10 protein-coding genes are annotated in these 14,309 nt (G+C 36.2%); 4 read left to right on the forward strand and 6 right to left on the reverse strand.

Annotation, left to right across the window (positions count from 1 at the left end; all coding sequences use genetic code 11):
* The coding region (locus ABH968_RS27085) for a hypothetical protein (protein ID WP_370049033.1) at positions 1–435 on the forward strand (435 nt) is incomplete at its 5' end.
* Here the strand turns inward: ABH968_RS27085 and ABH968_RS27090 are convergent.
* The gene (locus ABH968_RS27090) at positions 408–1,313 is read right to left on the reverse strand and encodes a C40 family peptidase (protein ID WP_370049035.1); all 906 of its coding nucleotides are present in this window, start codon (positions 1,311–1,313) and stop codon (positions 408–410) included. The genes ABH968_RS27085 and ABH968_RS27090 overlap by 28 nt on opposite strands.
* Before the next feature lie 249 nt (positions 1,314–1,562).
* On the opposite strand from ABH968_RS27090, the gene brnQ reads away from it, so the two are divergent.
* Together brnQ and ABH968_RS27100 are read left to right on the forward strand one after the other, a co-directional pair.
* A complete protein-coding gene (gene brnQ / locus ABH968_RS27095) occupies positions 1,563–2,882 on the forward strand; it encodes a branched-chain amino acid transport system II carrier protein (RefSeq protein WP_370049036.1) in 1,320 nt (439 codons plus the stop codon).
* Positions 2,883–3,103: 221 nt separating this feature from the next.
* A complete protein-coding gene (locus tag ABH968_RS27100) occupies positions 3,104–4,489 on the forward strand; it encodes a S41 family peptidase (RefSeq protein ID WP_370049038.1) in 1,386 nt (461 codons plus the stop codon).
* 44 nt (positions 4,490–4,533) lie between these two features.
* Here ABH968_RS27100 and ABH968_RS27105 read toward each other — a convergent pair whose 3' ends face one another.
* From ABH968_RS27105 to ABH968_RS27125, 5 genes are all read right to left on the reverse strand, one after another.
* The gene (locus ABH968_RS27105; RefSeq protein ID WP_370049040.1) at positions 4,534–5,145 is read right to left on the reverse strand and encodes a TetR/AcrR family transcriptional regulator; all 612 of its coding nucleotides are present in this window, start codon (positions 5,143–5,145) and stop codon (positions 4,534–4,536) included.
* 312 nt (positions 5,146–5,457) lie between these two features.
* Positions 5,458–6,984, reverse strand: a complete 1,527-nt coding sequence (murJ, locus tag ABH968_RS27110) for a murein biosynthesis integral membrane protein MurJ (RefSeq protein WP_370049041.1) — start codon at positions 6,982–6,984, stop codon at positions 5,458–5,460.
* Positions 6,981–8,081 (reverse strand): glycosyltransferase, encoded by a 1,101-nt coding sequence (locus tag ABH968_RS27115; RefSeq protein WP_370049043.1) that lies wholly within the window; start codon positions 8,079–8,081, stop codon positions 6,981–6,983. Before ABH968_RS27115 ends, murJ begins: the two co-directional genes overlap by 4 nt.
* Positions 8,078–9,223: a polysaccharide pyruvyl transferase family protein gene (locus ABH968_RS27120; protein ID WP_370049045.1), complete on the reverse strand. Its 1,146-nt coding sequence runs from the start codon at positions 9,221–9,223 to the stop codon at positions 8,078–8,080. The genes ABH968_RS27115 and ABH968_RS27120 overlap by 4 nt, the downstream gene beginning before the upstream one ends.
* A 342-nt stretch (positions 9,224–9,565) precedes the next feature.
* Positions 9,566–11,827: an S-layer homology domain-containing protein gene (locus ABH968_RS27125; protein ID WP_370049047.1), complete on the reverse strand. Its 2,262-nt coding sequence runs from the start codon at positions 11,825–11,827 to the stop codon at positions 9,566–9,568.
* Positions 11,828–12,064: 237 nt separating this feature from the next.
* On the opposite strand from ABH968_RS27125, the gene ABH968_RS27130 reads away from it, so the two are divergent.
* A complete protein-coding gene (locus ABH968_RS27130; RefSeq protein ID WP_370049049.1) occupies positions 12,065–14,038 on the forward strand; it encodes an S-layer homology domain-containing protein in 1,974 nt (657 codons plus the stop codon).
* The last annotated feature ends 271 nt before the right edge of the window (positions 14,039–14,309 follow it).

Consider the following 14,309-nt stretch of genomic DNA (forward strand, 5'->3'; position numbering starts at 1 on the left):
TTATCAGCGATGTTCGTTGTTTTATCAGCGATTCTAACACTTTTATCAGCGATGTTCTTTGGTTTATCAGCGATTCTAACACTTTTATCAGCGATATTCGGTGTTTTATCAGCGATTCTGACACTTTTATCAGCGATGTTCTTTGGTTTATCAGCGATTCTAACACTTTTATCAGCGATGTTCGTTGTTTTATCAGCGATTCTAACACTTTTATCAGCGATGTTCTTTGGTTTATCAGCGATTCTAACACTTTTATCAGCGATTCTGACACTTTTATCAGCGATGTTCGTTGTTTTATCAGCGATGCCACATTTTTTATCAGCGAAACTGTCGCCTTCAACCGAACGATTTTATCTAAACTCCATAAAAAAAGCGATTTCTGCGTATATGCAAAAATCGCTTTTACTTTATTTGATAGCGTCGAATCGTTTATAAGCTACTAATCTTGTAGACCAGTAAGAATATGTAACGTCCGAGATTTCAACACCGTCTGCCCCTGCATGGACAAATTTATTGTTACCTATATAAATACCCATATGAGATATTCCATCTTTATACGTATTTTGGAAGAACACTAAATCTCCCGCTATCGGATTTTTAACTTGTGTTGTATTACCGTAGAAATATCCTTCGCTACTGTCTCTGCCAATTTTTAAACCACCTTGATTAAAGGCATAGTAAATCAGGCCACTGCAATCTAGGCCTTCAGATGTGTTGCCACCGTAGAGATATGGTGTTCCTACTAATGAATTAGCTACGTCTACTGTTTTCTTATAAACAGCTTGTCCATTCGCTGTAGGATCTTTAGATGTTACTGTTGATGTTCCGGCATCTGCAGATCCGTTATTATGTACTGTGTCACTCTCGGGTACTGAAGCTACTGGAGATAATTTTAACACCTGTCCAATGAAAATATTATCTGTCGTAAGTCCGTTCCAGTCTTTAATTTCCTTTATTGTCACATTATATTGCTTAGCGATTTTGGATAATGAATCGCCTTTAACTACTGTATGTGAAACAGTTGTGGGCTTTGCTGGTGTTGTCGGTTTTGTTGTTGATGGATTTGAAGGTTTTACCGCATCATTAGTAGCTTGTTTTGAAACTTCAAGCTTTTGCGCGACGTAAATCATATCATTCGTTAAATTGTTCCAACTTTTTATGTCTTGTATTGTTATTTTATTGTTTTGAGCGATTTTAGTTAAAGTATCTCCTTTTTGTACGGTATATGTAGCTGCTTCTGCGGTCTGTAGCGCTAAAAATGAAGTAGCTATAGTGCTTAAAGCAAGGATTCTCAATTTTTTTGTCTTTTTCATACCAAATTGCCTCCGTTCGTGCTAAAATATTTCCTTGTGTGTCTATCATACTAGATATTTTAGAAATCAGATATCGGAAAAACTGACTATTTTTCAAACAATTTATGAATCTTACTGATTCCGACGAATTCTTACAAATTGTTAAAGAATATTAATTGCAAGATTAGTATTCATATGATAACATACACTTCTGTGTTTATAATTTTTAGAAAGTTTTATCTTTTCAATCTTAAAGGAGTTTTAATTTTTATGAAAAACATCTTGCTTTTCATCAAGGAAAATTTGGCAGTAGGTTTACTATTATTTGCCTTATTTTTAGGTGCTGGAAATATTATCTTTCCCCCATTATTAGGTCAACAAGCTGGTGAGCATATAACGCCAGCAATGATTGGTTTCTTAATAACAGGTGTTGGATTACCGCTATTAGCCATCGTTGCGATTGCGAAGGCGGGTGGCGATCTACAAATACTAGCAAATCGTGTCGGCCCTACTTTTGGTATTATTTTTACATCAATCGTTTATTTAGCGATTGGACCATTTTTTGCAGTACCGCGTACAGGTTCTGTATCCTTTGAAATTGGGATTGCCCCATTTCTTCCAGAGGCAGCAGCAGATCATTGGGCACCACTTTTCATTACTTCTGTTATATTTTTTGCCTTAATACTAATCTTAGCTATTAACCCTTCAAAGCTTGTCGATCGCGTTGGGAAAATTTTAACGCCTGTTCTATTAGCCGTTATTTTACTACTAGCGATTAAAAGCTTTATTTCCCCAATGGGTGAACCAGGGGCAGCTATAGGAAAATACACGGAGACACCATTGATGGAAGGCTTTGTTAAAGGCTATTTAACAATGGATGTACTTAGTGCATTAGTTTTCGGAATCGTTATTTTGCAAGCATTGCGCGACATGGGTATGTCAAATACTAAAAAGCAAGTCAAAACGACTATTTTTGCGGGAATTATTGCCGCTATTGGTTTATCATTTGTTTATATCGCGCTTGGACAAATTGGTAACACTAGTGTTAGTGCAATTGGTGCTTTTGATAATGGCGGTACTATAATTGCGAAGTCAGCTGAAGCTCTTTTTGGTACACTCGGGACTATTATATTATCTGCTACAATTTTACTAGCGTGTATATCTACTGCTGTAGGTTTACTGACTGCCAATGCTCAATTTTTCAATAAACTATTTCCTAGTGTTTCGTATAAAACATTTTTAGTAATTTTCACAATTTTCAGTGCAGCTATAACAAACGTAGGTCTTGAAACAATTATTAGTGCATCACTACCTGTATTATTAATCATCTATCCGCTAGCGATGGTGTTAATGGTTCTGTCGCTTTTCGATAATTTCTTTAAAGGTGGACAAATTGTTTACATTTTAGCATTAATTCCTACATTCTTTGTTAGCATGAATGATGGTTTAAAGGAAATGGAGATTACAATTGCACCATATGTGAACATTTTAAAAGCTTTACCATTATACGAGCAAAGTCTGGCATGGCTTGTACCTGCAATAATCGGTACGCTTATCGGCTTGGTCATTCATAAGCTCACAAAAAAATAAAAGAGACTTATCTAATTTCTTCATCTAACTTGAATCTGCTTGCTTTTTGCGAATAAGCCTCAAGCTTCTTTTAGACAATGACTGTCTATGAATCTTGCATAAACTTACTTTCTCGCAAAAAGCTAGCAGATTCATTTTTTTGTAGGTTATCCCCTCCTTTTCCTATTCACGGTTATATGGAAATTCATGTATAATAAAGGTAACTAGAAAAGAGGTGTCCCATGAAAAAAGTATTGTGGTCTTTCGTATTCGTTCTAAGCTTTTTCATCTTTCCATTTACAAACGCTTCTGCTGCAAGCAATGATCAACAGCTTGTAAAGGAAATCAAGGCAATTATAGAGGAAAATTATGTTGGAACCATCCATGGTAATTTGCAGAAAGCTAAAACAATTCCTGAAATCATTGATATGCTAGACCCTTATTCCACCTATTTTACGAAAAAGGAATTTGAGGAATTTATAAATAGCATCGATCTATCAACAATTGGGATTGGTGTAATCATCGAAGAACATGAAGATGGCATTCATATTTTACAAGTATTTGAGAATAGTGGTGCATCTAATGCCGGTGTAGTTGCTGGAGACATTATTATTGCCATTAACGGGCAATCCGTAGTAGGAAGCTCTACACAAGAAGCCTCATCCTTATTAGTTGGTGATGAAGATACTAAAATAGAAGTGACCCTCAAACATGCAGATGGTACAACTTCTACTACAATTATTACACGAAAAAAATTCACATTACCGAATGTAGAATCTGCATTACTGTTTGGGGATGTTGGATATATTGCTATGTCATCCTTCTCAGAAGACGGTGCAAAGCTTGTCAAGGATGCACTTATTCAATTAAAACAGCGTGGTGCAACCTCTTTTATATTTGATTTACAAAACAATGGTGGCGGCTATGTGTCAACAGCTGAGGAGATTGCAGGGCTATTCCCGAACGCAAAAATTGCGTATTTACTACAAGAAGCACATGCCTCTTATAAAATACGTGCAGTCAATCAAAATGAAAAATTCCCAGCTGATACACGTATTCTCGTAAATCGCTATAGTGCTAGCGCCTCTGAAATGTTATCAGCAACATTACAAGATCAGCAATCTGCTATTTTATATGGAGAAACTACTTATGGAAAAGGTTGTATGCAAGGCTTTTTTGAATTGCAAGATGGTAGCTATTTAAAGCTTACTATCGGTAATTTTACAGGTCCTTCTGGGAAAACGATTAATGAGGTTGGGGTAAACCCGAACGTCCAAACAAAGACTGCACCTATTTTCCAGGCACATTATGATGCAATTAAAGCACAATATACAAATTATAAAGAGCTTGCAAGCTTAAAAAATGAACCAACTTCTAAAACATTTACTGTGAAATTCTCACAGGCACTCTCTTCGCAGATTGCTAAAGGCAGTGTACAGCTTGTCGCTTTAGGCGGTAACGAAGTACCAATTACTGCAAAAGTCGATGGAAGTTCATTACTTGTTACTCCATCAAAACCGTTAAACAGTGGGCAAGAGTATATGCTTCTTGTTCATCCATCTATTCAAAAAGAATCAGGCAATAAGCTTCAAAAAGGCGCGTATCTTCATATTACAGTTAAGAAATAACAAATTCCTCTCACCTTTAATGGTGAGAGGAATTTTATTAATTTTTATTCAACTTGAGAAATATTTGTATTTACTTCTCTTAAAAAGTATAAATGAACTAAGTCGCTCGCTAACTCGCATGGCTGTTTTTTATGTTCAAGTAAATTAGTTAATATTAAACGCTCAAAGGATCCTACAAAACTATCTACAATTATATGAATGTCTGTACAAAATGATTGTAATATATAGGCACAATCATAACGATGTATAAGGTGAGTAAATTGCTGTGTAAGTTGAGATTTAACTACAAGTGACTGTTCAGATTCAAATAGTCCAATTTTTGTTAATTTCGGGTTTTCGATTATGTAAACGAATAACATATGTATTTTTTGTTTTAGCTCTCTAACAAAGCCCTCTAATCCCTTTTCAACCTCTTCTGATTGTTTACTCATAATTTCATCAAATCCACGCTGAAATCGTTCATTCAGATCGGTGTAGAGAGAATCCTTACTTTCAAAATATAAATAAAAAGTTGGCTGTGTTACATTAGCGGCTTTTACAATATCACTAATTTTTGTATCGTGATAACCTTTTTCAGAAAATAACTCCAAAGCCTTTTCAAGCAATAATTGTTTACTTCGTTCACCATTTGAATTAACCTTCCTACCTCTTGCCATACTTCCCACCTTATCTTAATTTGTAGTAGACATAGTCCTTTAGGCATTACCAAGCAATGCCAATTTATCCATATGTCCATAGAAAATTCCACATGAATAAAACTAATTATAATACAGCTCCTATTTTTTCACTATAAAATATTATAAATATAACAACCTTTTTGCAGAAAGTACCGCGACAGGAGCTCTCAAGTAGCATTCCGCTACTATTAGTTAAAAATGGAATAAGCATCTATTTACTAATCAACACGCCTGAAACATAAATAAAAAAAGTAGGTATCAAATCGTTTCTAAGATACCCACTTTTTCCTATTATTTCAAAAATTTCTTTTTTAGTTTATCACTAAATTCTTTTACTTCTTTCACTCCAAATAATAAGAAGGAGCCTACAAGCACAGCACTAAAAATAACAAGACCTACAATGAAAGTTATCCACTTGTATTCAAATACTAAATACTTACTTGAGAAGTACATAACAATCGTGATAATGATCATTGGTGGCATAGCTCTGAAAAATTGAAGGTCTTTACTGAATATACCCATTTTCAGATCATATTTAAAGCTTGCATATACAATAAGCATGATAAAGTTCACAATGGAACTTATTAAAGTACCCCATGCAATTGAAACTACTCCAGTTGAACCTACAAGTAAAAAAATAGCTCCAATATTTACTCCAAATACATTTAATAAACTAAATATTACAGGTGCCATTGAATCACCTTTTGCATAGTAAAAGCGTGTAATATATGTGTTTGCCGCAAGGAAATACATAGAAAGTACGAAGACAGCAAGTACTGGCGCTGTTATCGCTGTTGCTTTCGCATCAAACTTATTGTATTCAAAGACAACTTGAATGAGATTAGTCGAGTAAAAATAAGAGTAAATTGTTACGGGAATAAGCAATAAAAATAAGTATTGTAATCCCTTTGAATACAAGCTTTTAATAGAAGCATGATCATTTTCAGCTTCCTTATGGCTTAATATTGGATAAATAACTGTCGTTACAGCTGTAATTAAAATAGCTTGTGGAAATTGCATCAACTTAGAAGCATAGTTAACAGAAGATACTGCTCCTTCTAATGATAATAGCCCTGCTACATAACGTTGTAATAATGCATAAAGTTGAATCGTTGCACCGCCAAGCATAATAGGTACAACCATTATCCACAACTCTTTTGTCGATACATTATGTTTAAAGGAAAACCCTACCTTAAACGAATCTAATTTACGGTAACCGATAACTAAGAAATACACCATCAATACTGCGCTTACCAATGCACTAATACCATATCCCATTGGACCGATAGTCGTTTCCGATAAGACAACTGCTATCACTAAGAAAATCGCATTGTAAAATAAAATGGCAAAGCTCGATAAATGAAATCTTTGGTTTACATTCAGTAAACCACTATACCAAGAAGATAAAACAAGAAATATTGATGATGGCATCATCCATAAATAAAGATTTCTCGTTAAAGCCATTTGATCTTCACTAACAGCCTTACCCGTATTAAAGCTTTCTAAAATTGGATTAGCAAAGGCCATCCCTATTAATGTCATTATTATCGCTGACACAACAACAATTGTATATGATTGCTTTACGAATAGTCCTTTGTCGGTTGCTTCTCGGTTATAAATTGAAATAAAAACAGTCGTAAATGCTCCCCCAACTACTAAATATAAAAAGTTTGGAATCATATACGCAGTAAAAATACTGTCGGAAATATGACCAGTACCATATTGGAATCCGATTATCATCTCACGTAAAAATCCGAAGAAACGGGCCACGATATTAATAATCGCAACTGCCCCGACTATTTTTACAAACTTATTCATAGGCCATCCCTACCTTCAATGGCCGACTTATAAATCGCTATACAGCGAGCTGTTATATTTTTTTCATCGTGAATGGCTAATACCTCGTCGACCGCTTCACGATTCATATATTGTTCTATTGGCGTGTTCACGGCACGCAGCATCTCCTCAGATAAAACCATAGCGTTTTCGGGCTCCACTAAATGCCCAGCGCCTTCCCCAAGCAAAGATACAAGTCCACCTACATTTGAAGCAATAACAGGTGTGTCTGTCGCTAATGCCTCTAATGCCACTAATCCAAAACCTTCTAAATGGGATGGTAATACAAAGACATCGCTTGCTTGGAACCACTTCACTAGTTCTTGTTGTTTTAGTGGATCTATAAATTTGACGTCTTCGCTGATTAATGGTTGCAAGGATTGGAAAAATGCTTGATCCCTTCTAGAACCTACAATATTTAACTCTACAGGACGAGATACTTTTGTTTTTAGCATTTGAAAAGCCTGTAACAGCTCCTCAACGCCTTTTTGCTTAATAACATTTCCTACAAATAAAAATCTGAATGGCTCAGATGCTAATTGTAGTTCTTTGCACACAGCTTCTTGATTCCCTTTTGTGAAAACCTCACGATTCACACCCATGCTAACGACAGAGATTTTACTTTTTTCAATGCCAAAATCTTGTTCAATTTGTTGAGCTAAGACTGGGCCAACTGCGATAACATGTTCACTTTCACGTAAAATACTCGCTGTCCAATTGCGAATTCTTGTGTTCTTCTTTGCCATGCGCTCAATATCGCCACCATGAGCTGTAACGATAAATGGAATACCAAACATTTTCTTTAATAGGAGCGACAGCATACCAGATGGAAACACATAATGTGCATGTGTGACATCAATAGACTTTCTGTTTTTTAAGCCTTTCATCAATGTCGATAAACCCCATTTTGTATATTTCATAATGGTGTTTTTCTTACCGGTCGCTGGATTTGTATTAACAGAAATATCTACGTCTAGTCCTGCCTTTTCAAGTGCAGTGACTTGGTTTTTCACAAAAATACCGAATGATAAATGATCAGGTGTTGGATACATATTACTAATGACGAGTATTTTTTTCATAGACGTGTCACTGCCTTTTTCATTAATTCCTGACCACGCATGGCCTCTTTATGAATATGGGTAGCAATTTGTTTCGTCTCCGCAATCGATTGCTCCCAATTGCTACTTAGTTTGCCAACTAATGTGGATAGAGCATTATCATTATCCTCTATATCCTGCATTTGTAAGCAACGATCTGATGCGCCCACAAAGGACATAAAATCCTGTACTTTTGTATGATAGGATATCGCAATAATCGGAGTTTCCGAATCTGTTGCCAAAATAAGCGAGTGCAGACGTGTACCGATAATAATATCCTGCTCCTCCGTTACATCAAGTAATCGCTCTGGCACTAAATTTTCATCAATAATTTCAGTATGTGCACGTTGTTGCATTTTTTTCTGAATATCTTTCGTCACAGTGACGTCTTGCGGGTACTTCGTCGCAAAAAATGTAATTTTAACATTATGCTCAGAAATTACCTCATCTAAATTTTTCGCCATACCTGTAACGTACGCATCATATTTTTCAACATTTCCCTCTGGCCAATAGTTTGCATTATAGTATGGAACCGCTGATACACCTATTTTAACTGGTTTTTCGTCGTAATGTTGACGATCCCCTTTTAATGTAAATGCAGGATCACCAATAATATCTATTGGCTTTTTCACCCCAATACTTCGCAAAAGCTTTTTAGACTGAGGATCACGTACTGAGATATTTGCTGCATAACGACACATCACGCGAATACTAACTTTCCCAGAAAATGTATCAAGTGGTCCAGCACCACATCCGTAAATAATGTAGGGAATCTTACTTTGTTTTGCCATCATTGCATACGCTCCGTACAGATGAGCCTCACGTTTATAAAAATCCATTAAAATACCACCACCACCAATAATGAGGAGGTCGAATTGTGCTACATATTGTTTATTATTTTTATAGGTATGGATAAACGTTTTAAATAAATTACTCTTTCTGTAATACAATGGATAGCTATGTACCCCATAACGTTCGGATGTTTGTTGTGTGTTATTACTAAAAACGGTAATGTCATCACTAGTTACCGAAAATGTTTGTTTTACTTGTTGAAGAATGCCGTATAATATTGATTCATCACCATTATTATCATTGCCGTAATTCCCCACAATGCCTATTTTCATTAAAAAACATCCTTTTACTTTTTAATACTGAGATTATACCACAATTGAACATCTTCGTTCTTTTTAAAAATAGTAAAAATAAGATGAGCTTCAAAAGTCACTACTAGTCTTGTTTTATGGTGGCTCATCATCCAATCAACTGAAATACATGGCATAAGTTTTAAATAAATATCATGCCCTTCTTATTATGTTGGCCAAAAATTAATTAAATTTTACTAGATTTACAAGCCAAATCGCTCACCACAGCACCTTTTTTTATTTAAAGAGAAAAATAGCAAACTAGGTGTAAAACTACTAGTTTGCTATTTTTTAAATGCAAAATTCTTTCTTTAAGGACTACTATTATGGATTGATTGCTCTATAAAGGAATAATCCAAAATGAGCGCGACTAATCGCTTCATTTGGTTTAAAGGTGTTATCACCATAGCCAGTTGTAATTTTATTTGCAGCTAACTGCTGAACATATGTGTATGCCCAATGATCTTTCGATACATCTTTAAAGTTAATGCTGCTTGTTCCTTTTAGATCATAAGCTAATGCTACAACCTTCGCCATTTGTGCTCTTGTTAAAGTACCATTCGGATCAAAGGTATTGTTGCCTTTACCGCTCATAATACCAGACTCGACTACAGCTGCGATTTGTTTATAATACATGTGATTCGCAGGAATATCTTTAAAGCCTGGATTTTTGACATTTGATGTTTTTAAATCAAGTGCGCGACTAATAATAACTGCTGCATGCGCACGTGTAAGTTTGTCATTTGGTCTAAATGTGCCATCTGCTTGACCTGTAATGACATTATTTTTTGTTAAATACTCAATTTCTTTATAGTACACATAATTACTTGGAATATCTTTAAACAACGCAGCTTTTGCTACAGTCACAGCAGCCTCTACACGTTTTGTTCCTAAAGTCGCTACTACTTTACCAGTAGCACCCGGATTTTGAGCTGTAAACTTACCATCACTAGTAATGGTACCGATATTACCTTCTACAGACCATTCCACCTGTGAAGCATTGTAAACTAGAGGTTTGCCACCCTCGTCCTTTGCATCCATAGTAAATTTGACCGTATCACCGGCGCCCACTGTTTTTGATTTTGGTTCAATGTTCATTGTTGCTGGAGCATCTACTACTTTCACTTGGAACGATTGAACAGGTGTGCCATCGTGGTTGATGAAAATGCGATCATCGCCAGCTGTCGTTGAAGTATAGTTCATGCCGTTAACTTTTAAAGTATTATTCTCAGATGTTAGCGATACATGACCGTCTAATGGTAGCGTATTATAGTTTTCATCTAAAATATATTTTACTGCTATACTAGACGAAGCACCTGCTAAAAGAGTTGCATGGTTTGTGCTGTTCGTATAATCAATTTTTGCGCCTTTGCCAGTTGGTGCCGTACTTACAGCTTGTAATGTTGCGGACACAAGACGTTGCGCATTGCCTGCATTAGATGGTAGGTTTGCTAATACGACATTATTACTACCGTAATTTCGAATGCCCATTGTTGTTGAACCGCCACCATCTAAGTTAATTGCTTGATCGACACCAAGTGACACTAAATAGTTAGCAAGTTGAACCATATTCATCCCTGCGCTATGTTTCTGTTTTCCATCAACCGTAATAAAGTGTACTGTTTTTCCATTGTTACTTGTCGCTACAACAGTACGTGATGTTACCTCTTTTGCACGTTGACTAGATGAGCTCATCATAATGTAAGGTTTATTATCTTTTACTAAATACGGACCACTTGCCATAATAAATTTTGCATCCTGCCAAAGCTTATCAATAGCGAAGTTAACACTCAGCTCATCTCCAAGTGCAATTTGGCTTAGCTTACTGTGCCAATCTCCACCTTGTAAAGATACGACAAAGCCAGTTGAAGGGATGGATATTTTTTCTTTTGATCCATAAGGTGTAATTTGTGTAACTTTCCCTGTTAATGTTTGACCGAATTTGTTTTCAGTAATCGGAGCACCTGTATCTACTACGATTTCAAAACCATATTCATTCGTATTTGTTGTTTTACTATAAAATTGTGGTGTGTAAACAATCCCCTCATATATATTACGTGCACGATTCATTCCTGACATTTTATAGTCTGTGCCTTTGTGAGAAAGTGTTACATTAAAATCAAAATAGTCAATGACACCACTGCCATCTGCTGCAACCCCGAAAGCTGTAGGGACATTCATATATTCATCGGAGCCGTTTGAAACAGCACCACCGTTTAAAATAACATTATCTTTAGCTAGTAAAAATAATGGGAAACCTGCAGACATATCGAAGAAACTTGCATTAATAGCACCAACTACACGATTCCCCTCGCGTGAATTTCGATTAGCATTTGCTACTGTCGATTCTCTGCCATTAACATTCGCGGGCATACCTAATTGTACTTCTGTCGTTTCATCTACATCAATAGCAAGATGATTAATAGAATTTGTATTGGTACTGCTGTATGTATATTGTTTATACTGCACACCATTCGATAATGGATAATCCTTCTTGACCGTTTGGGCTGCATAAGCATTTAACGGACTAACAACCATTGACAATAATACAACTAAAACTAGTAAATTTTTCGCTATTTTTTTCATTTTTTTGCGCTCCTAAATAATATAGAGCTCTCAACTCTCCCTTCACATGTCTTTCCTCTATAACACTATCAAAAATATGCCAAAATATCCATGGAACATTTAAGCTATTTTCCAGTTTTATATGAATTGTCAAGAAAACTATTTATATAGTCTCATTTTATGATTTTTCTAACATTTGACCCTTATCGTTACTCTATAACTTTGTTAAAATGATGTAGAAGTCTAGGAGGGTAAAATATGAAAAAACTATCAATTATTGCTTTGCTCATGACAGTATTCGGCATGCTTCTTTGGCAACCACAACTGGCATCTGCTGACGAACTAACAGGGCATTCACATGAACAGGGTCTTCGTTATTTAATTTCCAAAAGTGCATTAGTAAAAGATGCAAAAGGAAGTTATCGTCCAAATGACAATGTGACACGCGGAGAGTTTGCTTCTTATTTAGCTAAGTCCATGAATCTTGAATCGACAAGCGACATAGTGTTTAAAGATGTCCCAGATACATATGTACATGCAAAGGATATTAAGCTTGCTGCTTCAGCTGGGATTATTACAGGCTACGGAGATGGTTCATTTAAGCCTAATGCCGCTATTTCAAGACAGCATATGGCGGTTATGCTTGAGAGAGCTATTGATTATTTAAACATTCCTAAAGGTACTTCTTCTATTACCTTTAAGGATAATGCAGCTATATTTAAAGACTACCGTCAAGCAGTAGCTATAGGTGCACAACTAGGAATCATTCAAGGCTCTAATGGCAACTTTATGCCTGAAAAAAATGCAACTATTGGACAAGCATCTTCGTTTATTCTACGTTTAATGCAACTTGCTGACGATCCAGATGCTAGTGGCAATTCAAACAGTGGTAACTCAAATGGTGGCGATACTAACAGTGGTAATTCAAACGACGGCGATACAAATACCGGTTCCTCTAAATACGCTATTAAGGAAATTTCAAATGGCGCACTAGTTGGTAATCAAGGTTTCTCTACCTTTGAAGCTGCTGAAAAGGCTGTGACAAAAAACACACAGGTTATCGTTCAAAATGATAAAATTGTGAAAATGTCTTCAGGCTACGTTCTTACAAGCAATTATGTAGCACTAAAATCTGAAACTATTAATGATGCAATTTCGGTTGCAGCTAATACAGAAATGGAATACCTAAGTAGTGATGCAACACAAGTAAAAGTTCGATTAGCTGGTCAAGTCGGCTACTTAAAACACGCTGATGTTACATTAATCCCATTTTCAATGAGCAAAGGTCGTTCTTACTATTCAAATGAAAATGGTGAAATTAAACATACACTCTACGATTACAATACAAATAAGTATTCTTCTAGCTATGTTTTCGGAAAGGCGCCATCATTCATGAAGCCAGGCGAAAAATACTATAGCTGGGACGGTATTTATTTCACAAATGGCAGTGGCTCTTCTAAAGGTGATGCCTATAACTACTATCAGTATTTACCTGCCCGTGCCCAAACACAATATACAGCACAAGAAATTGATGCTTATATTATGAATAAGCTAGCAGAGGTTGAGAGTACAGGAGCCAGTCTTTATAAAGATGCTACAAAGAAAAGTAAGTTAATAGGTTTGGGGCAAACATTAAAAGATGTGGAAGCAAAATCCCAAATTAACGCTATGCTTGTTTTATCCATTGCTCAACATGAGAGTGCTTATGGTATGAGCCCTCATGCACAAGACTTAAATAACCTATTCGGTTTGTACGTATATGATACGAACCCACTAAACAAAGAGTTTGATAGTGTAGCTGACAATATCAATGAGCTTGTTGATAAATTCCTACAGCCAAACTACATTACTCCAGGGGGTTCACCTGGTAAAAACTTTTCTAACGGTGCAGTAGTTGGTTCAAAAGCTCTTGGCTTTAACGTAAAATACGCTTCTGATCCATTCTGGGGTGCAAAAGTCGCAGGACACTATTACCGTGCTGAAAAGGCGTTAGGCTTTAAGGATGCCAATAATCCTTACACAATTGGTCTAACAACAACAACCGGCTTAAACGTCCGTACTGGCGCAGCTGTTAGCTTTAACCCACTATTCACATATGCACGAAGTGGTATGCCAGTTATCATTTCAAGCTCTGCTACAAACGGCTGGTATGAGGTCCTTTCTGATAAACTGTATACAGGAAAAGCTTTCGTGAGCAAAGACTATGTACAAGTGATCAATACAGTAAAATAAAAAAGAAGTCGTCCTATAACGTTAGGACGACTTTTTATATTGTTGAAAAGCTATTATGGCAATGAAGTTAAGGTGTCATAGGATCGCTCTTCGGCAAGCAAGGGGTTGATTTCCGTTCCAACTGAGCGCTTTCCTGGGGGCATAAGATGATCCGCTTCGGGCAACAAGATGTTTTTTGTGCGAAAGCGGAGCGACAGCAACTAGTGGTTTCTGTGCGAAAGCGGAGCGACAGCAACTAGTGGTTTCTGTGCGAAAGCGGAGCGACAGCAAC

The organism is Lysinibacillus sp. RC79, from assembly GCF_041262405.1.
Lineage (GTDB): Bacteria > Bacillota > Bacilli > Bacillales_A > Planococcaceae > Lysinibacillus.